This window comes from Paenibacillus sp. FSL P4-0184, from assembly GCF_038004625.1.
Lineage (GTDB): Bacteria > Bacillota > Bacilli > Paenibacillales > Paenibacillaceae > Paenibacillus_AQ.
Map to the genome: position 1 here is coordinate 3,214,390 of NZ_JBBORN010000001.1, position 22,152 is coordinate 3,236,541.

General features: G+C 45.3%; 15 protein-coding genes. 10 read left to right on the top strand and 5 right to left on the bottom strand.

Annotation, left to right across the window (positions count from 1 at the left end; all coding sequences use genetic code 11):
- Positions 1-76: 76 nt before the first annotated feature.
- Positions 77-886 carry a histidinol-phosphatase gene (locus tag MKY52_RS14080; RefSeq protein ID WP_042191541.1) on the bottom strand — a complete coding sequence of 270 codons (810 nt, stop codon included), beginning with the start codon at positions 884-886 and terminating at the stop codon, positions 77-79.
- 69 nt (positions 887-955) lie between these two features.
- Complete coding sequence (locus MKY52_RS14085) at positions 956-1,858, bottom strand: LysR family transcriptional regulator (protein WP_042191539.1); 903 nt, start codon at positions 1,856-1,858, stop codon at positions 956-958.
- A 253-nt stretch (positions 1,859-2,111) separates the two neighbouring features.
- Between MKY52_RS14085 and MKY52_RS14090 the strand changes: the two genes are divergently transcribed.
- The 5 genes from MKY52_RS14090 (at position 2,112) to MKY52_RS14110 (ending at position 6,937) form a co-directional block, all read left to right on the top strand.
- A complete protein-coding gene (locus MKY52_RS14090) occupies positions 2,112-2,567 on the top strand; it encodes a chemotaxis protein CheX (protein WP_042130872.1) in 456 nt (151 codons plus the stop codon).
- Positions 2,568-2,595: 28 nt separating this feature from the next.
- The gene (locus MKY52_RS14095; RefSeq protein ID WP_042191537.1) at positions 2,596-3,372 is read left to right on the top strand and encodes an SDR family NAD(P)-dependent oxidoreductase; all 777 of its coding nucleotides are present in this window, start codon (positions 2,596-2,598) and stop codon (positions 3,370-3,372) included.
- A 97-nt stretch (positions 3,373-3,469) separates the two neighbouring features.
- Positions 3,470-4,972, top strand: a complete 1,503-nt coding sequence (locus tag MKY52_RS14100) for a DEAD/DEAH box helicase (RefSeq protein WP_341051845.1) — start codon at positions 3,470-3,472, stop codon at positions 4,970-4,972.
- Complete coding sequence (locus tag MKY52_RS14105; RefSeq protein ID WP_076285232.1) at positions 4,969-5,715, top strand: ABC transporter ATP-binding protein; 747 nt, start codon at positions 4,969-4,971, stop codon at positions 5,713-5,715. The genes MKY52_RS14100 and MKY52_RS14105 overlap by 4 nt, the downstream gene beginning before the upstream one ends.
- Before the next feature lies 1 nt (position 5,716).
- Complete coding sequence (locus MKY52_RS14110) at positions 5,717-6,937, top strand: ABC transporter permease (protein ID WP_341051847.1); 1,221 nt, start codon at positions 5,717-5,719, stop codon at positions 6,935-6,937.
- 142 nt (positions 6,938-7,079) lie between these two features.
- Here the strand turns inward: MKY52_RS14110 and MKY52_RS14115 are convergent, their stop codons facing one another.
- The 3 genes from MKY52_RS14115 to MKY52_RS14125 all read right to left on the bottom strand — a co-directional run bounded on the left by MKY52_RS14115 (position 7,080) and on the right by MKY52_RS14125 (position 9,440).
- Positions 7,080-7,193: a YjcZ family sporulation protein gene (locus tag MKY52_RS14115; protein WP_234541014.1), complete on the bottom strand. Its 114-nt coding sequence runs from the start codon at positions 7,191-7,193 to the stop codon at positions 7,080-7,082.
- A gap of 148 nt (positions 7,194-7,341) precedes the next feature.
- Entirely contained in the window at positions 7,342-8,643 is a 1,302-nt protein-coding gene (locus tag MKY52_RS14120) for an aminotransferase class I/II-fold pyridoxal phosphate-dependent enzyme (RefSeq protein WP_341051852.1), read from the bottom strand.
- Positions 8,644-8,822: 179 nt separating this feature from the next.
- A complete protein-coding gene (locus MKY52_RS14125; protein WP_341051854.1) occupies positions 8,823-9,440 on the bottom strand; it encodes a pyridoxamine 5'-phosphate oxidase family protein in 618 nt (205 codons plus the stop codon).
- A gap of 143 nt (positions 9,441-9,583) precedes the next feature.
- Between MKY52_RS14125 and pdxR the strand changes: the two genes are divergently transcribed.
- The 5 genes from pdxR (at position 9,584) to MKY52_RS14150 (ending at position 22,142) form a co-directional block, all read left to right on the top strand.
- A complete protein-coding gene (gene pdxR / locus MKY52_RS14130) occupies positions 9,584-11,089 on the top strand; it encodes a MocR-like pyridoxine biosynthesis transcription factor PdxR (RefSeq protein ID WP_341051857.1) in 1,506 nt (501 codons plus the stop codon).
- A gap of 232 nt (positions 11,090-11,321) precedes the next feature.
- On the top strand, positions 11,322-12,107 hold the full coding sequence (locus MKY52_RS14135) for a helix-turn-helix domain-containing protein (protein WP_042191520.1): 786 nt from the start codon (positions 11,322-11,324) through the stop codon (positions 12,105-12,107).
- A 547-nt stretch (positions 12,108-12,654) separates the two neighbouring features.
- Positions 12,655-13,398, top strand: coding sequence for a 2,3-diphosphoglycerate-dependent phosphoglycerate mutase (gene gpmA / locus MKY52_RS14140; protein ID WP_042191518.1), 744 nt, complete (start codon positions 12,655-12,657; stop codon positions 13,396-13,398).
- 217 nt (positions 13,399-13,615) lie between these two features.
- Complete coding sequence (locus MKY52_RS14145) at positions 13,616-14,611, top strand: ABC transporter substrate-binding protein (RefSeq protein WP_341051859.1); 996 nt, start codon at positions 13,616-13,618, stop codon at positions 14,609-14,611.
- Between the two features lie 694 nt (positions 14,612-15,305).
- Positions 15,306-22,142, top strand: a complete 6,837-nt coding sequence (locus tag MKY52_RS14150) for a glycoside hydrolase family 3 N-terminal domain-containing protein (protein ID WP_341051861.1) — start codon at positions 15,306-15,308, stop codon at positions 22,140-22,142.
- Positions 22,143-22,152 lie beyond the last annotated feature (10 nt).

Sequence of the window (22,152 nt, forward strand, 5' to 3'; positions counted from 1 at the left end):
AGATTGGTTTAACGGAGGGTAACCCCACCCCTAAACCAATAACGCTTGGTGCATTTGTTCAAAATATAAGAAATCTTTACAGTGAAACTTTAATTTTCTCGCGCTGCTTGTAATAAACCCAATGTGTAAAACCTATCGCTTTTAGCTGTGCAGCTACCGCATCTCGGTCTTCTGCGACTCGGGACGGCTTATGCGCATCCGAACCGAAAGTAACCTCAACGCCAAAATGATGTGCGCGCTCCAGTATATCTTCTGATGGATACCAACCACCAACCAGCTTGGTTCCGCCTGAGGTATTAATTTCGATCGCCACGCCACATTCACTAATTACTTGCAGACAGTCATCAATTGGCTTTGGAGCAGGAATTTCTGAAAAAGCAGGATAATTCCCCTTCATTGCATCAATGTGTCCGAGAATTTGAAACATGCCACTGCGGGCGGAATCAGCAATCAATCGATAATAATCAGACTTCACACGAATCTGTTCATTTTTGCTAAGCCCTTTCCAGCGACCCTTGTTAAAGATACTGACGCCACCAACACTATGTACCGATCCAATCACATAATCAAAAGGGTAGGCGGATAATGTTTTGCGGTAAAGCTCGGCATGCTCAGGGAAGTAGTCTGATTCAATCCCTAGCAGAACGTCGATTACTCCTTCGTATTCTTTTTTGAGGGAGAGGACTTCCTCAACATAGTTTGAGAATTCGGACTTACCCATAGCAATTAGAGGAAAAGCTTGCTCGGAAGGGCTTCCGAAATATGGGGTGTGATCAGAAATGCCTATTACCCCTAAACCTGCTGAAATTCCAGCTTCGATATAATCTCTAATCGTTCCATCAGCATGGCCACAGCGAAAATGATGTGTATGCAGGTCAAATTTCATCAAGATCAACTCCTTTAAACAAGGTTATGCAATTAGCTCAGAAGTATCGATTCCACTATTGGGTGTTTTTTATTCAGACCCAATAAATTGTGTCTCCGGCATACCTTTGAGATCACTGAGAAACTGTCTCATGGCTGAGTTCACGTATTTTCCAGACTTCGTTATGACGCCAACAGGATGCGTGACTTCCAATTCAATAATAGGCACAATTTTGAGGGAACCGGCTCGCACCTCAGCGGTCACTGACTGCTTGGAAATAATGGCTGCACCTAAATCGAGTTCTACCATCCGTTTCACTTCCTCGCTGCTCGTCAGTTCCATAATTACCTGTGGCTCTATGCCATGCTTGGAGAATACCTCGTCGGCAAATTTACGGCCCACTGTATCTGGTGAGAGCAGAATTAGCGGGGTTTTGTTTAGGGCTTCTATACCTGCAGTCTTAACTTGAGCCAGGGGGTGTCTAGGTGAGACAACCAACTCGAATGTATCATAATAAAGAATGGAAGTAGTCATGCTCGGACTTCGTCCGATCAAATAGCCAATGCCGACATCGACAATGCCATTCTCGACATGTTGATAAATTTGAGACGAGGACATAGAGGAAATAGATGTTTTGATATGAGGGAACTGGTCTTTAAAATAGGACAAAATACGCGGTAAAATTTGAATGGCGATAGAGGTAGTAGTGCCGAGAATAATATGTCCTTGGGGATTATCTTCAAGGTCCGCAAGTCTCTGTTTAAGCTCCTCGACAATCGTCACAATTTGTTCCGCATGCTCCAGAAATACAGTTCCTCGATCGGTTAACGTAACAGGCTGGTTCCGGTCAACCAGCTGTGTTTTGAACTCTTCTTCAAGGCTCTTGATTTGTGCTGAAACCGCTGGTTGGGTCAAGTTAAGCAGTTCTCCGGCCTTGCGAAAGCTCATCGTTTTGGAGATCGTTATTAGTGTCTCCAGCTGGCTGATGTTCATGGAATACCTCCTTTGGACAAGCAAATATGAAAGTGATGGGGTGAAATATTACGTTCCATGTTGGCATTTGATTTAAATTATAGGAGATAATACCCGACAGAGCAATGTTGCAACATAAACAAACTTGGGTTCGAATTCGACATGTACATTAATTTTTGCTGAATTGTGCCGATATATAAAGTATAATAAATCCATATTACTTGGGACTTTTGGTATATGACTAAAGCACGATAAAGGGGGAGACAGGACTTTCATGAAAGCAGAAGTAATTAATCCGTTTTTAGAATCTGCACGGACAGTTATAGAACAAGTGATTCAGGTCTCGCCTTCCACTGGGAATTTAGGCATCAAAGAAATTGAACTGATCGATAATCATATATGGATTCAAGTGGGAATGACAGGCCAGCTGAGCGGAAATATTATATTTGGTATCGCAGAGCAGGTAGCCTTGCGAATGGTATCGATTATGATGGGCGGGTATGTGATTACGGAGATGGATGAGATGGGTCAGAGTGCAATTTCAGAGCTGGGCAATATGATCAGTGGAAATGCTAGTACGATTCTATATAATCAGGGGGTTTCAGTGGATATAAGTCCTCCCCAAATTATGAAGCTTGAGAGCATGTCCTTTTTGCCTCGCAGAGCACTTAGTATTCCATTGTTGATGGATGGGGTTGGAGAGATGGATATTCAGGTGATGATCTCTTAGGCAAGAGTTAGGAGCTGAAATACTTTTTATGGTACTTAAAGATAAGGTTGTTGTGATTACAGGAGCATCCAGCGGTATTGGTGCATTAACCGCACAAATGCTTAGTAAGCAAGGTGCGATTCCGATCCTTGTGGCACGTTCCGAAGCGAAGTTGAAAGAAACGGCGGCCGGTATTCCGGGCGTTTTTGGACTGTATACATGCGATGTAACAGATGCCGACGGTGTACAAGAGACCTTTGCTCAAATTTTGGCGACTTACGGCAGAATTGATATTTTGCTAAATAATGCTGGGTACGGTAAATTCGCCGCTTTTACAGAGATGGAGCCTCATGAGTTTGATGATATGATGGATGTTAACTATATGGGGATTGTTCGCTGTACGAAGGCTGTTGTTCCACATATGTTAGAGCGGGGAAGTGGCCAGATCGTAAATGTGGCTTCTATGGCAGGGAAGATCGGTACAGCCAAATCGGTAGCCTATACAGCCACCAAGCATGCTGTTCTCGGATTCACGAATGCACTTCGTCAAGAGCTGCGGAAGAGCGGAATCATCGTCTCGGCTGTGAACCCTGGTCCCATTGCCACTGATTTTTTCAAAACGGCTGACCCTTCCGGCAATTATGAAAAGAGCGTAGCTCGGATGATGATGACACCGGAACATGTCTCTTCCAAGATCGTAAAGGTCATGGAAACTGGCAAAGAAGAGATTGATCTTCCGGGTCTGGCAGGGTTTGGTATTCGGCTTTACGGTCTGTTTCCTCGTCTGGCGGACAAGCTTACTTATAATGCGATGAACAGAAAATAGAGCCTGCCGTCAGCATTATTGGCCTTCCATTTGGTGGAGAGGCCTTTTTGGCATATAATGAAGATATTATCTCAAGCGAAAAGGATGAATTACACTTATGAATAAAGCTTCTTTTGCGGCTATCGGCATTCAGGAAGACCTAGTTGCCCGATTGTCGGAATTCGGTATTAACGCTCCATCCCCTGTACAAGAGCAGACGATTCCACTTCTGCTGGAGGGAAGAGATGTTATTGCTGCTTCCCAGACTGGAACGGGTAAGACCTTGGCCTATCTGTTGCCTCTGCTTCAAACGATCAATCCGGAGCAGAAGGTGGTCCAAAAGCTGGTGCTCGCCCCTACACAGGAGCTGGCGATGCAAATCTTACGTGAGGCGGAACGTTATGGCGAACACCGTGGGATTCGAGTTATGGGTCTTATTGGCGGGGCAGCCATCAAACGCCAGATTGACAAACTGCGTGAGCATCCACAGCTTGTTGTGGGAACCCCTGGCCGGATTCGCGAATTGATTGGTCTTCGCAAGTTAAAGATGCATGAAGTCAGCACGATTGTTCTAGATGAAGCGGACCAAATGTTTCAGCTAAGCGGGGCCGGAGAGGTAACGAAAATTGTTAGCAGCGCACTGCGTTCACGCCAGCTCGTTATGCTGTCTGCAACCATTGGTCCGGAGACAAAAGCCTTGGCAAATCGTGAAATGAAGAACCCGGCAGAGGTTGGAATTGCTCCTGGTGTCATGACAGCAGAGAGTTTAGAGCATCACTACGTTGTTACTGAAGAACGCAACAAAATAGACATGCTGCGTCGGGTCATCCGTCATTACAATCCAGATAAGGCGATTGTGTTCGTGAATGCGACTGATGATATTGCAGAGGTAGAGGCTAAGCTAAACCATCTTGGACTGACCGCAGCCGCACTTTACGGTGATGCTGATAAAGTAACGCGCAGTAATGTATTGTCACGTTTCCGCGAAGGGAAATTCCGTGTGCTTGTTGCCAGTGATGTAGCTGCCAGAGGATTGGATATTGAGAATTTGTCACTGGTAGTTAGCTTTGATCCTGCCTTTGATTCCGAGCATTATGTACACCGTGCGGGTCGTACGGGTCGGATGGGAAAACGCGGATTATCCGTAACGATTGTGACAGAGCAGCAGACCTTTATTATGCGTAAATTTGCGCGTGAACTGGATATTGCCCTTGAAGAGCGGGAAATGGTCGGTGGCAAGGTGCTAGCAGCAGATGAAGCGCGCAACGCTTTGAATAGTGGACGGGGACGAAATGAGAGCAGCGGACAACGCCGCGATGCTTCTTCTCCGCGCAGCAGTAAGCCACAGGCGCGAACATCTGGGAATGCAGGAACTCAGCCGTCTACAACCAGCACAGAGCAGCAACCTGTTAAAAGACTGGCTACGATCCAGACAAGTGAGGCTAGCGTAGAACCACAGCGCGATTCTCAGCGCAGTGTGAATCCTTCTGCAGGCGCGCGTGGAGGTGCTACTCCTGCTCGAAGCAAACGCAGCAGCAATGCGGAACGTGAGAAGAACCGTAAGAATAAAGGAGCACCAAAGTGGTTGAAAGACAAAACTCCGAGAGGTGACGGTCAATGAATAATTCTCCCGTATTGCAAATTACGGGCCTCAGTGGTGGATACAGCCTGAATAAGCCGGTGCTGCATGATATTGCACTTCAGGTGCAGCCTGGCGAGATGGTTGGTTTAATTGGTTTAAATGGAGCAGGAAAAAGTACGACCATGAAGCATATTCTAGGATTGATGTCGCCCCATAAGGGCGATATCACAGTAAAGGGTAAGACTCGTGCTGAAGATCCCATCGGATATCACAATGCTTTGAGTTTTGTACCTGAATCTCCTCTTCTGTATGATGAAATGACAGTACGTGAGCATGTTGAATTTACAGCAAGAGCGTATGGGGTAGAACAAAGTGACTACGAAACTCGCACCTTACATCTAGCCAAGCTGTTCCATATGGAAGATAAGATGGACACGTTGTCGACTCATCTATCCAAAGGGATGAAGCAGAAGGTCATGATCATGTGCGCTTTCGTGGCACGCCCTGCGTTATATGTGATCGATGAGCCCTTTTTAGGACTGGATCCGCTCGGGATTCGCTCTCTGCTTGATTTCATGATGGATCTGAAAAAATCAGGCTCCTCTATTCTGCTTAGCTCTCATATTCTTTCTACCATTGAGAATTATTGCGACCGCTTTATTGTGCTGCATAGAGGTAAGGTGATTGCTCAGGGAACGCTGGCAGAAATTGCGGCAACCACTGGACTACAGGGGCTGACTTTGGAGCAGCTGTTCTACGAGCTGGTTCAGGGAGGGAAATAATATGGATTTGAAAGAGCTGCGGCGCACGCGGCGAGGTCGATTCATGGGAAGTATGCTTCCTTATGTGGGATATATCATTCAAAGCGGCGTAGCTATGGTCTTCCTCTTTGTGTTGATTGTCTTCTCTGCTTGGTATACATCGTTGTTACAGAATGTGCCTGAAGGCATTCCCATCCGCTGGATTATGCTTGCAATACTGCTGCCTGCAGCAGTAAATAGCAGCTTCCGCACCTATTTGCAGACTCCGGATACGATCTTTCTATTGCCTCAAGGACATCGAATGAAGGAATATTTCGCACCTTCGTGGGTGAGTGGGAACGTATGGAAGATTGTTCGATTGTTATTTGTACTCATTACCCTTTGGCCGTTGTACATACGTACAGATGACTCGCCTAAGCGGCTGTTATTTACAATATTGATTCTGATTGCTGTGAAGCTAATCGCGAGTTACGGCTTATGGAAAGAGATAGCTATGCTGTCGCGTCCGATGGCAAGCATATTCACTTTCTTACGCTGGGCAGTAGGAGGATTAATTATTGCCGCTTGGTTGTGGCAGCCTGCCGGTAGAAGCCTGATATTTATGGCGCTATTAGCAGCAGCCTATCTGGTTGCACTATCCGTACCTGGACGCCACGCCGTACCTTGGGAAAGACTAATCGCCATGGAAAAAAATCAAGGTGGACGCGCCCTGATGGTTCTGGGCTGGTTCGTGGATGTACCGGGCCGTGAGCAACGGGTATATCCTCGTCGCTATCTTTCCAAATGGGGGGCTCGGCTGCCTTGGCGTAAGGATACGGCTTACCGCTATCTGCTGACCAAAAGCTTCGCCCGAGGAGATATCTTCGGAATCATTATGCGGATTTCGGTACTGGCTTTGCTGCTGAATTGGTTGAACCATGACAGTTACTTCGGTACAGCCATCTATTTGTTCTTCCTGTTCATTATTGGTGTACAATTGTCGGCACTCCGCAAATTGCATAGTGAGTCTTTTTGGTTGACAGTGTATCCCTTTCCTGAAGGCAGTAAGGCGGATAACACAACGCAATTCGTATTCCGCGCGCATCTGGTAGTGGCACTTATTCTTGGTTTACCTTTCTTAGCCTCTATAGGCGACCGCCTACTACCAGTGATTGGTACCTTTGCAGCAGGGATTCTGGTATCCTTTCTGTTTAAGGGATACTTGTCCCGCAAAGCAGCACGGATGGTTGACGAGGATTTGTAAGAGATTATTTCAAAATAAAAAAGGCTTTCTCAAAAGTAGAGGATTCTACGGATGAGGGAGCCTTTTTTTGTGTGGGGAATGAGGTGTACTACGTGGAAATAGGAAAGAGCCTAAGGCTCTTTCCCGAGACTGTCATCTCTAGTTAGACAAAGAGTGAACGGCTGATGATAACTAACAGGATAAAGAGAACCAGAATGGCGCCAGTGCTTGTGAATGGGCTGCAGCATCCATGTCCGCCTCTTACTTCTTCGCTCATGTTCATTCCCCTTTCGGTGTGTGTTGTACTTGAGTACATCGTATTGTATGTGCGAAGAGAGAAGCATGTATAGGCCAATGCCGGAGGAGTCCAGAAAAAAATCAGCCCCGCAGAAGCGGAGCTGATTATAGGGAATATGAAAGATTTGTTAAGCTTTTTCCAAATCGCGAACACCTGCGTATACAAGATCAAATAGATCTTCGAGCTGTTCTTCCTCGATACAAGAGAAAGCAATACGCAGATCTGTTTCACCGAGAGCGATAGTGCCTAGTCCGTAATTATGAATCAGGTGAAGCCGAAGGGCTTCAGCCGAAACGGTGTGAAGCTTCAGACACATAAAGTAGCCGGAGTTAAAAGGATAATACGTCCATACATCATCGCCGTATTTGCCGCTATCGAGCAGCGCTTTTACTTTATTCGCACGGCCCTTCATGATTTGGAACTTCTCTTCCTTCTGTTCTTCGAATTGTGGAGATTTCAGTGCATCTAATACGAAGGTCTGTGATGGGTGTGCACCGCTGGAAATAGTGGCGCGAATGATACCTAATGTTTTTTGCTCCAATGCAGCCAGCAAGTCCTTGTCTTCTGAGGCATAAGTGATGAAGCCAACACGGAAGCCCCAGACGAATTCTTCTTTGGTTGCGCCGTCAATTTTGATTGGAAGCACACGTGGGTGCAGATGAGCAAGCTTACCGAATAATGATTCCTTTAGTGAGTCTTCAAAGAACAGTCCGAAGTAGGCATCATCACTTACGACAACCACGTTAATGCCTTCCTCAGCCGCACGAAGGATAGCTGCGACGATTTCATCGCCTTCCTTAATCCCTGGTGTATACCCTGTAGGATTGTTAGGGAAGTTCAGCAGAACGATCGCTTTTCCGCGTTCTTTTTGAGCCAGCAAAGCATCTTCAAGACCCGCACTGTTAAAGGTCATTTCTTCTGTGAAAAGTGGATAATTAACGGTCTCCCCATGACGGCGAATTCCGAAGGTTAGTTCATAGTTTTCCCAGTTCTTATCCGGGTAGATGATAGCGTCACCTGGCTCTGCGAAGAGGTCAGCGACAATGCTAAGCCCATGAGTAAGGGCGTTGGTTACAACAGGATTGCTGATGGTTTTACCTTCTAGCGATGGATTTTCGCGCAGCATCTTTTCACGCCATACAGTACGCAGCTCTGGTTTACCTGCTGGAGGAGCGTAACTATACAGATCCTTAGGGCTGTAAGCGGAGAGTTTATCCTGGATGACGCCGAGGTGCATAGGCACGCCACCTTCAGTAGCAATACCGATGGTCGCGTTATATTTCTTGGCGTGAGCTCCTGCTTCAGCGGATTGGCTCAGGATGCCCTCTTTTGGGAAATAAATTTCTTTGCCAAGCGTAGAGAGCATATCATACACATGTTCATTTCCTGCTTTGATACTTTCGTTTAATTGTCCAGCTAGTGGATTCATCAGTTTCATCCTTCCAGGGTTCTTTGGGGATAACATACTGTTAACATTGCCTAACATTATATCACCGCCGCCTGCAACCGTCACTTGGAAAGATACGTTTTTTTAAAATTTAAGGAAGTTTAAGTTTTGCACTATACATAGTGCTTATTTTGTACGAGAAACTGGTTTATCCGTATCTATTATTCGGAATGGTAAGGGCAGTATTTTTTCATCATTTCAATGGTTTCTTCATCACGTGGATGATTTCTTTCAGATAGTCCGGAAATGACCCCGGAACGTCCTTCTTCTTTCAAATTCTGCCCAAACTTAAACTTCGCAGTGATCTCATCGGGGGTAATGCGTACAACGGCAACTCCCTTTAGACGGGGACGGTATCTAGGGTCCTCTGCATCTATCTGATTATAGCCACCCTCGGGTTGGAGTTTTTTCATAAATAAGGAGAGTATGATGGCTTTTTCGCTAATGTTTTCGACGGGCTCGGCTGTGCCGTAGGCGGTAACACTTTTAAAATACGCGGTTGCTGGGCAGGCCATCTCTGGATCGCTAAAATAAGACGGAATAAGTGCATACTCATCCGCTACTGTAAAGCAGACCTTCTGCTGATTGCGGATCGCCTTCATTTTGCCACCAGCATGACTACCGTGGAAATAGAAACAACCATCTGTATATACAAAATTCAGCGGTGTCACCCGCGGTAGCCCCTGTTCATCGCTTGTACCGAGAAAACCGAAGCTCATTCCGTCTAGAAAAGAGATCAATTCTTCCTCCTGATCTACTTGAAATTCTTTTCTGCGCATAGGGTTCACGTCCTTTTTCTTAATAGTGTAGAGCATTTGCTCCGATGTAGATGTTCTTTCAAGAATAGTAGAGTAGTTGACAATTAAAAAGGACCAATTAAGATAGTTTTTAATGGACCACTTGCTGGCCAAGGAGGGGAACAATGAATATCACGCTGGCATTCGATCAATATCTGGCGATACATCGTTACAAATATTTAGCGTTATATCATGCACTTCGCGCTGGAATATTGGAGGGAACTCTCCCGGGTGGCACTCAGCTGCCGTCTACACGAAGTCTGGCTATGCACTATGACTTGTCACGCGGATCGGTCTCGCAGGTGTATGAAATGTTGCTCGCTGATGGTTATGTAAGGACGGTGACTGGACGGGGGACATTCGTATCAAAAGATAGCTTTGTTTCAGCTTCTGGAGATAATAAGCGTGAAAATGTGACTTTGGGTGAGGGGGCAGATGCTGCTGGGGGAGGCCCTGCATCTGAGAGAACGATCACACTTTCGGCATGGGGAGAACGACTACTCACGCGCCCGACACCCTTGTATGAGCAGCATAGCGAGAATGTTGTAAGCTTCCTTAGCGGCGGTATGCGGATGGAGCACTTTCCTTACGCCGAATGGCGCAGTGCGCTAACGTATGCTGGAGGGAAAGAAGGCGGTTTGCTGCAAAGCACTTGTCCTCCCGAAGGAGATGAAGGGCTTCGCAAAGCTATCGCTGCGCATCTGCGGATTACCCGCGGGATTCGTGCGGATGTAGAGCATATCGTATTGTTTAGCGGTTCGATGCAAGGCATCGTTATTTTGACCCAGCTGCTGCTGGATGCAGGGGGTGAAGCGGTTGTCGAGGATCCGGGTTTCCATGGGATTCGCCGAGCGGTAGAGATCAATGGGGGACGATTGCTGGTAGGAAAGCTGGATGATAGCGGTCTAATTCCGGAGGATTGGGATGCGCGTCTGTTGTTTGTTACACCAAGTCGCCAATTTCCAACAGGTGTGGTGCTGCCTTTGGAACGGAGGCGTATCTTGCTGGAATGGGCGCAGCGACATGAAGCGGTAATCATTGAGGATGATTATGACAGTGAGTTTCGGTGGTCGGGACGTCCAATCGAGCCATTAAAAGCGCTAGATCGCGGAGAACGGGTCGTGTATATTGGCTCCTTCTCAAACACGATGTTCTCTGGTCTTCGGCTGGGCTTTGCAGTGCTTCCACCCTCTCTGGTAAAGCCGACGATCGCCGCTAAGGCGCTATATGAGCCTTTACCAGTCGGACTGCTGGAACAGCGGGCATTGGCACGGTTTATGAATACCGGCGGCTATGGCCGTCATCTGCGTCGGATGACCCGCATTTATGGTGAACGCGGTCGCATCCTTAGGGCGATGCTGTCAGAACAGCTTAATGAGCTGTTTGAGCTGCTGCCTGGCGATGCGGGGCTGCAAGTATATGCGCGGTGGCTACGCAATAGAGAAGAGTTCGTGGCATTCCGGGCGGCAGCGCGCAGGCGCGGCACGGATTTCAGAGATGTGGCGTTATATCAAGTTTCGCCGGGGGAGCCAGCCGCATGTTTTGCTTTTGCCCATCTAAATGCTGTGGAGCTGGAGGAAGGAATAAAGCGCCTGCTTTTGGCGTGGGAAGATGTACAAACTGCAACATGACAAGGTATGATGGTGGGGATGGGAAGCAAAACGAAGTGAATGCTAACGATGCAAGTTATGCAGAGTAACTCAAGTAGATTATGCTAACAAAACAATGTGAATGCTTACGAAGTGAGTTTTGCGGAGTAACTCAAGTAGATTATGCTAACAAAACAATGTGAATGCTTACGAAGTGAGTTTTGCGGAGTAACTCAAGTAGATTATGCTAACAAAACTTTTGGGAGGGAACGTTATGCTGCACGCATCGCCATCCTCTTTTGTTATATTACCTGCCTTGGCGAAGATTGTGTGCGAACCAAGCTGGAAATGGCAAAAAAGAGAGAAGTCGCTGCAAAATTATGATTTATTCTATGTATGGAGCGGGGAAGGGACGGTTATTCGTAACGGTGAACCCTTCCAAGTGGGCAAGGGGAGCTGCTTCTTGTTCCGTCCGGGTGACCATACTAGCGCTACTCATAATCCGCAAAGACCACTTGTCCTTACATATATTCATTTTGATGTCACCGGAGAGGTGACAGATGTTCCGTTGCCCTATCGCGTACTTGCAGAAACCGTTGAATTTGAGCATTTGCTTGCTCGTTACGTCCGGCTGTTCCTAGTGGATACGTACGCGGCTGAGGAAGAAGGGCAGCTTGTTCTAAAGCAACTAATGATTCATCTGCTTAGGGAGGACCGAGTGAAGCCTGTAGAACGTTATGCTAGCAACCATTTAACAGAGATTATTCACGAAATAGCGAACTATGTGAGCCAACATCCCGGGATTTCGCATCGCGTAGAGGATCTTGCTGCACGTGCAGGGCTGTCGCCGCGGTATTTTTCCATTAAGTTTAAGGAGCTTACTGGCTCTTCCGTTCAATCTTATGTCATTCGAGCTCGGATTGAGCGTGCTCAGCATTTGCTGCTCTACGCTGGAATGAATGTTACTGAGGTAGCGGATGCACTTGGATACCGTGACATTTTCTTTTTCAGCCGCCAGTTCAAGCAGTATACCGGAAAAAGTCCATCTGAGATCCGCTGATTTTCATTCATTGTTTCAGTTATTTCATCCAAGGGTAAATACTTTGCAGTTTAGTTTACAGAGAATTTACATAACTTCTTGGAAGGGGAGACGCATGGGATGATGATCAGACGCCGAATCTGCAACACCGATTGTAAAAGTGGAGGCGGAGGGCTTTTTAGAAACCGTTTGAGAAGATTAAAACAATCGAGTGCTTTTGCCATAGATAGCTGGTTCTAAACTGAACAGGTATACAATCGCTGGATATGACCAAAGACTTTAAATAACCGGAGCCAACAGGCTTCCGGTTTTTTTGAAATATAAGACATAAACGCTTACCGTCCTTATAAGGGTGCCGCTAGGCATTTATGCTTGGCAAACTGAAGGATTTATCGTTCCTCTCGTTGTATTTGATACAATAGAATGAATCTCCTGTGAGGGTAATTTTGCATTCTGTTGCATAGCTTACATTCAATTGCCCAAAAAACGCCCATACTAGAGATTATCACGGTGATCTATTGCATGATGTAACAGAGTTCCAGAGCATATAGGTGGGAGGAGAGATAAAATGTACGAAATCGTGCTTATACGTCATGGTGAAAGCCAGTACAATGTGCAGAATTTGTTTACGGGCTGGAGTGATCCGGATTTAACCGAGAAGGGTATTCAGGAGGCCAAGGCTGCTGGCAAGCTTTTGAAGGATGAAGGGTATACATTTGATCTTGCTTTTGCATCGGTACTCAAACGATCGATCAAAACACTCAACTATGTTCTCGATGAAATGGATCTGCTGTGGATTCCTGTGCAAAAGTCCTGGAAGCTGAATGAACGGCATTATGGTGCACTTCAGGGACTTAGTAAAAGTGAAACGGCGATAAAATACGGTGAAGAACAATTGCATCTCTGGCGACGGAGTTTATCGGTTCGGCCTCCACTGCTTGAGCTTAATGATCCTCGGTATGCCCGAAACGATATTCGTTATAGCAGTATTCGTCCGGAGGATATTCCGCGAGGCGAGAGTCTGGAAGATACTGTTCATCGTGTGGGTGATTTCTGGAGAAACCGCATCGTTCCCCTTGTACGTAAAAAGGAACGGGTGCTCATTTCAGCCCATGGCAATACACTGCGAGCGTTGATCAAATTTATGGAGGATATTGATGAGGCAGCACTGCTGGAGCTCAATATTCCTACAGGAGTACCACTCGTGTACAAACTGGATGAGGACATTAATCCAATCAGCCGCTTTTATTTAGGCGATCCGGAACAGGTTGCGGCCAAGGCGCGTGATGTTGCTAAGCAAGGACATGTGTAATAGGCGTAACAGATGTATAGAGTAGATAATGACTTGAAAAGATTAAGGGACAGCCATGGGGCTGTCCTTTTATTTTTAGTGTGTAGTAGGTGTCCAAAAGGTAAATGCAGTAGATGCTAACGCATTCTCCATTGCCAAGAATAGAATAATACTATATAGTTACATTGATAATGATTATCAATATCATTATATAATATGTCGATTGGAGTGAATTATTTTGTTTAAATCTCCAAAAACTTATCTATTGCTTGTGTTTACTTTGGTTATAACGTTACTGCTAGCAGCTTGCGGACAAGCAGTTGAGCATAACACCTCCTCAGTAGATGGGACAGAGAGTGCCGTATCTTCATCAAACACCAATGACTCATCCAGCGAAGTGGACATGGTTACATATCAAGCAAGTAACGGAGACATTCAAGTACCCAGACATCCGAAACGGATTGTCGATTTAACCTCCTTCGACACTGGATACTTCTTGGCGTTAGGAATCAAACCGGTTGGTGTTATGAATGGTGTCTTAAACAGTCCCTACTTTGAAGGAATGCTGGAAGGCGTTCAAGGCCTTGGGGATGAACCATCTCTTGAACACATTTTAGAGCTGAACCCTGATCTTATTGTTGTATTCTCCGGAATGGAAGGACTCGACAAGCTGGCCGAAATAGCGCCAGTAGTAGCCATTCAATACGGTGCAAAAACTATCAGAGATCAAATGCTTGATTTCGGTACATTAACGGGGAAAGAAGCCGAAGCTAAAGCTTGGGTGGAACAATGGAACAAAAAAATCAACGAGTTGAAGCCTCAGGTGTTAGCAGCTGTAGGTGACAAAACCGTTTCTATCCTGAATCCGTTTTCCGGCGGATTATTCGTATTCGGTCACAGCTACGGGCGCGGTGGAGAAATTATTTATAATGAATTTGGCCTGAAAGCACCTCCTGAAGCGCAGAAAGAAGCTATAGACAGTGGCACTGGTTGGGCAACAATCTCCCTTGAGAAGCTGCCTCAATTTGCTGGAGATATTGTATTCACATGCCCATGGGCTGGCGATACGAGTGATCCGAAAATCGTCTATGACAACCCCTTATGGAAGCATCTTCCTGCCGTAAAAACAGGCAACGTATTCCAACTGGACCCAACCGCTGATACATATAGTGATCCCGTTACGCTTGAAGCGCAGTTAAATTACATTACTGAGAGTCTTTTATCTGCAAAATAATTCTACTTCAACGAAAGTCCACGAACTTGTATTTGGTTTTTATAGCAGGGAGAATCGGCATTAAGCGATGCTGATTCTCCCTGCTATTTTTAATGTAGCTGTTTTATAATGGGCCCATCTTAACTTTGGTTTATAAGTTTAGCATCGGCCGAGTGAGCCTTTTTAGTTATTTTGAAAAACTTGAATTCTGTGATACATGAGTATATTCAATAAATCTATGAGGATTTTCTATGTTAGGATGATATTTCTGATGATAGTATTCAATGTAAGTTTAAAAAGTAAAGGAGGAATTAATGAACATTTTCGCACGTTTTAATTTGTAAGTATGAGTTAGGAGAATTATGCGAAAAATCTAAACCGGTTTAGATTTAATCAGTAACACACTTGATGCTTGAATAAGCCTTACTCCACAGCGGCTAGCGCTCTTAGAGAATAACTCCTTCCTGAAAGTAAAATCATCCTATCGGTTTATGAAGCGAACGTTTATGCATTAGAAATTTTTAATTGAAATCTCGCTCTTTACGATGACCCATTATCCTAAGCTGTACCTTAATCGAAAGGAATGGTGATAAGTATGAGGAATAATTGTAATCGCTTACTTAAAATATTATTCTGCTGCATTCTGATAACCTCAATCATAACGCCTAGTACCAGTTCTCCCGTTTTGGCTAAGGTTCTCCCGGGATTAGCGGATGTGTCCAGAGAAGTGGCCGCTGAAGGTATTGTGTTGCTGCAAAATCCGGAGTATAAACCAGCAGGATCACAAGTAAATGAGAATGAACAAGTGCTCCCTATCAAGATGAGTGAAAATGTATCGGTATTTGGCCGCATACAAGCGCATTATTACAAGTCAGGCACAGGATCTGGCGGTGCGGTAAGAGTAGATTATGTGAATGGCATTCTGGAAGGTCTTCGGAACAATCCCAGTCTCAAGTTAAATGAAGATCTGGCGAAGGTTTATGCCGACTGGATCAAAAAGAATCCTTTCAACAATGGCGGTGGTGGCTGGGCAGCAGAGCCATGGTCACAGGCAGAAATGCCTTTATCCGATGAAATTGTGGATGCAGCAAAAGCAAAAACGGATACAGCTGTGGTCATCATCGGTAGAACAGCCGGTGAAGATAAGGATAATACGGACGTCAAGGGTGCCTATAAGCTGACAGACCTTGAAGTAGACATGCTTAACCGGGTCTATGCCAAATTCGACCGTGTGGCCATCGTATTGAACGTAGCCAACGTTATCGATATGTCATGGGCTAAAAACTATCCCAAAGCTGCTATTTTGTACACATGGCAAGGGGGGATGGAAGGCGGTAGCGCAGTAGCCGACGTACTGACCGGAGATGTTACGCCAAGCGGAAAATTGAGCGATACGATTGCAGCTACACTTGCTGACTATCCTTCTACTGCACATTTTGGCAGCAAAACTGAGAATTCTTATAGTGAGGATATTTATGTAGGCTACCGCTATTTTGAGACCTTTGCTCCGGATAAGGTGCTCTATCCATTTGGGTACGGACTGTCCTATACCAATTTCAAGATCACGACTGATAATGTCAACGCTGGTGAGAATGAGGTTGCAGTGACTGTAACTGTTCAGAATACAGGTAAAGTGGAAGGCAAAGAAGTTGTACAGATTTATTACGGTGCACCACAAGGTAAACTTGGCAAGCCGGCCAAGGAGCTTGCTGCTTTTGCTAAGACCCGGCTGTTACAGCCTGGGGAATCACAGTCGATCACCATCACGTATGACACCAAAGATATGGCCTCATATGATGATAGTGGAATTACAGGTCATGATTCATCTTATGTTCTAGAAGCTGGTGACTATAATATTTACGTAGGCAACAGTGTAAGTGACAGCGACAAGCAAGGAGTATACAGCCTTAATGCTTTGAAGGTTGTAGAAACCTTGCAGGAAGCGCTCGCGCCAACTAAGGAATTTGATCGTATCAAACCAGGACAACCGAATGAAAATGGTACTTTTACCACTGTCACTGAAAAGGTACCGACACGGACTACCGACTTGGATGAAAGAATCAAGCAAAATCTTCCTGCGTCCATTCCACAAACTGGGGACAAGGGTTATACCTTATTGGATGTATACAATCAGAAAGTGACTATGGATCAGTTCATTGCACAATTGTCCAACAACGATCTGGGGGCCATTATTTTAGGGGAAGGGATGTCTAGCCCTAAAGTTACTGCCGGAACCGCTGCGGCTTTTGGTGGTGTCACTAAAAATCTGCTGAAATTCGGACTCCCTATCGACAGTGCTGCCGACGGTCCTTCAGGAATCCGGATGGAGACCAATGCAGAGAAGGCAACCAGTATCCCGAACGGGACGATGCTTGCCTGTACGTGGAACACCGAGCTGAATGAAAGATTGTTCGATCTTCTCGGTAAAGAAATGCTGATTAACAATATCGATACGCTGCTTGGACCGGGAATCAATATCCACAGAAGTCCCCTGAACGGAAGAAACTTTGAGTATTTTTCAGAGGATCCGTTACTGACAGGCATCATGGCTGCTGCGCAGACAAGAGGTCTTCAGAAGAACGGTACATCGCCTACTATTAAGCATTTCGCAGCGAACAATCAGGAAACGGATAGACATCTTGTGAATGCACTTGTCTCTGAAAGAGCGCTTCGCGAGATTTATTTGAAAGGTTATGAAATGGCAGTAAAGAGTGGAAAGGCGCGTTCAGTGATGACGTCCTATGGTCCGGTAAACGGAACTTGGGCTTCCAGTAACTATGATCTGAATACGACCATTCTCCGCGGAGAGTGGGGATTTGACGGGATTGTCATGACAGACTGGTGGGCGAAGATGAGTGAGGATCAGGGCTTCTATGCCACTACCAATCGTTATGATGAAACCAACGGCAAAGCCATGGTCCGTGCCCAAAATGACCTTTACATGGTAATTCCGAACGATTATGCAGAAACGCATAAGAATCGGAATAACAGTACCTTTAATACGATGACATCGCTTGCTAACGGCAGTCTGACCCTGGGAGAATTGCAGCGTTCTGCCAAGAATATCACGAGCTTTTTGATGAAATCTCCAGCCTTTGCAAGAACGGCAAAGATTGATTATGTGGTCAATTATACGCCGGGAAGAGATTGGTTCCGGGTGAATACGGACAAATCAGGAGATCCACAGCTCTCTGATATTACGGTTGGCGGAAAAAAGATCAAAATATTTAATCCATTGAAACTCGACTATAAAGCCTTTGGTGAACCGACTGAAACTAGCAGCTATCCTGAAGTCAAAGCTACGGCGATAGCTGGTGTAGACGTAAGTATACGACAAGCCGATAAAGATAGACCGGCTGCTGTAATTTCTGCATCGGCCGGAGGAGAGAAACGGATCTATAAGGTTATTTTCTCTTCGGAGGAAGGCTTGGAACCGATTTTTGAGAATCCGACCTATGCTTATTTAAAGAATATCTCTATTGATGGTAAGCCGCTTGAGGGGTTTGCACAGACTAGGTTCAGTTATGATGTAGGTCTCAGTAACGGGGCTACTTTACCTGAAGTTACGTTTGAAACGAATGATGGTGTAAAAGCAACGGCCAACGTAGATCTCATCAATAAAAGAGTGACGATCAAATGTATCAGCTCCGATCAGGCGAATTCCTATGTGATACAGTTTGGTACGACACCACAGAGCGATGAGTTCGATAGTACAAATCTAAGCAACTTCTGGACGATTAATAAAGAGACTGCTACCAATACAGAAAACAACAAAAATTGGTCTTTGAGCACTGCTCTCGGCAATTTGAGAATCATCGCTGAAAGAGGCGACTTCTGGAGTGATCATGCAGATTTGAAGAACTATTTCCAGCAGGAGGCCTTCGGCAACTGGGAAGCAACAGTGAAAATTAATATGAGCAAAGCGCCAAATCAAAATTATAACGGCTTCGGCATCACGGCTTCACAGGATAACAATAACTATATCTGGGTGAAGTATGAATATAGTAGCGGTAAGATCATCGGTATGACCAAAGAAACCGGAGGTACGGAGCCTGTTACCATCGGACAACTGTCTGCCAGTCAGCTCACCAGTATTTTTGGAGAAAAGAAAGAGCTGTATTTACGTTTGAAAAAAATAGGCAACAGCTATTCCGGTTATGTCAGCGCTGACGGCAAGGAATATATTTCACTTGGCAGTACAACTGCGAATTATGCCAATCCGAAGTTTGGATTACTTGCATCTAATGGAAGTCAGAATCTTACAGATCCATTTGTTGTTGATTTTGATTATGTCAGAATCAACAGTGATGTAGCTTTGGCAGTAAAGAAGATTGGGAAAAATACTAAATTGAAGGTAGCCGAGACGGAATTTGCCTCCATTACTCCGATAATCACGCCAGTAAGCAGTAATGATGTAGACGGCGGATTATGCTACACCAACACAAGTAAGGGAGAAGCCATCTCCTATAAGGTAAATGTAGAGAAAGAAGGCATGTACAAAGTCACATCACGAATTCGCTCTAGCCAATCGGATGTCGCCCAAATGTCCTTTGGCATCTATGATGGCGATAAGCTACTGGGTACCTTCGACCTCACCACGACTAAAGGGGTATGGAAAACCTTCAGAATCCCTGATATTCAGCTGTCAGCGGGTGAGCATACCCTTAGAATTGTATTTGAGAGTGCTGGTATTGACCTGAACTGGCTAACCTTCCAGCTGAAGCAGGACAATGTAGACACATCGGCGTTAGATGCGGATATCAAGGCTGCTCAAAATATCGATATGAATGCATACACAGCTTACAAAAAGCTCAAATTCAACACTGTGCTGGATGAGGTTAAGGCTGTTCTTGCTGAGCCGATTAACGACGAGGTTGTTGCAGAAGCCATAGCTTCCTTGAAATCGGCTATAACAGATTTAAGCATATCGTCTATGCCAATCAATAATGCTCCGAGAGAAACGCTGAAAGTAGAGAGCGGTATTAGAATCTATCCTTATAATGCACCATGGATTTATGCAACGAATACCCAGTTCAGATTCGAAAGTGGTACGGACGCCATGAGTTATGTCAATTCTAATGACCTTGTTTATTTCGGTCAGGTTGACTTAACTAATCTTGTGGAAGTAAGAGTGCAGTATGCCCGTGAAGGCGGATCGTCTCCATCTTTTAAATTCTACACAGAGGCTGACAATACGGGTAAACCAGTTAAAAGAGCTACTACACAAGGAAGAGCATACGCTGATGCTTACAGCGGCGGAGGTTCTTTTGAACTTGGTAATGAATTTGCAAGCATTAGTTTTGCACAGAAAGCAGGCGCTGCTTGGGGGAATTATGGAATGGCAAGCACCAAACAAACGCCTGGAAATTCTTACATTGATCATTATTTGACAGCGGAAACTTTCCTAGACAGAACCAAAGTGACTGGAAAACAAAATGTGTATATGATTTTTAACGGATTAAATGCAAATTTACAATATGTTGAACTCATTTATGCTGATCCGATTGAAGTCACCTTCGATCAGAATTATCTGAACTCACCGGATCCTACCAAAGTAACCGCATTTAAAGGTGAAGCATTAAGCGCCTTACCTCGGGTACCGGAACGTGAAGGCTACATTTTTGCTGGCTGGTTTGATAATAAAGAAGGGACTGGTAATGCATTAACCGTAGAAACGGTAATGAACATAAGCACGGTGTATTATGCCAAATGGACAGAAGATACCCATGCTAAAGAAATTATATCGATTGTTCAGCCGCAACTGCTGAGTGTGCCGTTCGGAACTGCTGCAGGAGAATTGAATTTACCAGCTACAGTGGAAGCTACATTGGGCAACAAAAGGGTAATTCACTTGCCTGTACAATGGGATAGTAAAGATTTCAACGGTGGAAAAGCGGGGAGTTATACGCTGGCAGGTAGCTTTGAGCTTCCTGAGGGGGTATTGAATAGTACCCATCAAACTGTTTCTATTACAGTGGTTGTACTGCCAGAAGGCACTAAACCTATCCAGATTACTAAAGTTGAGAAGCTGGAGGGCAAAAATGTTGAATTTGGCACCGCTTTTGATAAGTTGGAATTGCCGTCTTCAGCTACAGTAACGCTTGATACCTATGAGCAGAAGGAACTTGTTGTTAAATGGAGCCCTGCTGGTTATAACGGCAATGTGGAAGGATCATACGTGCTGAGCGGTACTATGGTATTAGAAGAAGGAATGATCAACCCTAATGATCTGAAAGCTTCCATCACCATTCAGGTAATGCCCGAAGTGATTCGTGTCGCTGAGATTGTCACAGTGCAGGATTTGGAAAGTAAGAGCGTTCCATTCGGCACTCCATTTAATGGATTGAAGCTACCATCATCGGTCATAGCTACTTTGAACAACGGTGAGACAAAGGCGATATCCATCGATTGGAATAGTGAAGGTTACAATAGCGATAAGCAAGGATCTTATATCCTGAAAGGAGCGCTAGTACCTCTGGAAGGTGTCAGCAATCCCAAAGACCTGAAGGCATCCATTACGATCGAAGTACTGCCGGAGGTCATTACGATACCGGAAATCACGGCAGTGCAAGCACTAGCAAGTAAAAGCGTTGCTTATGGTACCAGTTTTGACGCACTGGAGCTACCAGCTTCAGTATCAGTAACCCTGAATACCGGGATGAATAAGGTCGTTTCTGTTCAGTGGAACAAGGAAGGCTATAACGGTAATACGGAAGGAACGTACACCATCAAGGGGGATCTTGTCTTCCCTGAGGGTATAGCTAATCCACTTGGCCTGAAGGTACAGATCTCTGTGATCGTTAAACCTTACAGCGGTGGAGCTGGTGGTCAACCAAGTACACCAACACCGACTACCCCAGCTGTACCTTCAGTACCATCGATTCCTGGAGAAGTCGTAAAACCTGGAGAACAGCAGCCTCAGTCTCCGATAACAGATGGAAAAACGAAGACACCGGAGCTAATCAGACAAGAGCTTAAGAATAAGTTTAAAGATGCTACTCTAATTCCTAGCTGGGCAGAATCTGCGATTGCAGCGCTGGTGGAGAGAAATATTATCGGCGGACGCACAGACGGAAGCTTTGATCCAAGTGGGAAGGTAAACCGTGCCGAGTTTGTTGCCATGGTAGTAAAAAGCTTCAACTTCAGCATGGGCGAGAATCAAAAGCAGTTTACTGACGTTCTGAAAGATGCTTGGTATAAAAACTATGTTGAGATTGGGACTTCTAATCAACTGATCAATGGTATCGGTAATGGCATGTTTGCTCCTAATAGCAGCATTAGCCGTCAGGACCTGTGTGTAATTCTATTCAATGCATTGAAGAAACTGAATGTTGAATTGCCGCAAGCGACTAACCATGACTTCCCAGATGATGCTTCTATTGCGGGTTATGCTAAAGAAGCGGTCTATGCCTTCAAAGATCTTGGTATAGTAAATGGAGGCAGCGGTGGAAAAATGGATCCGACAGCTTCGGCCTCAAGAGCTGAAGCAGCTGTGATCATCAACAATGTACTGGATTACTATGCTAGCGTAACAAGCTCTAAAGTGAAATAAACAAAACAAG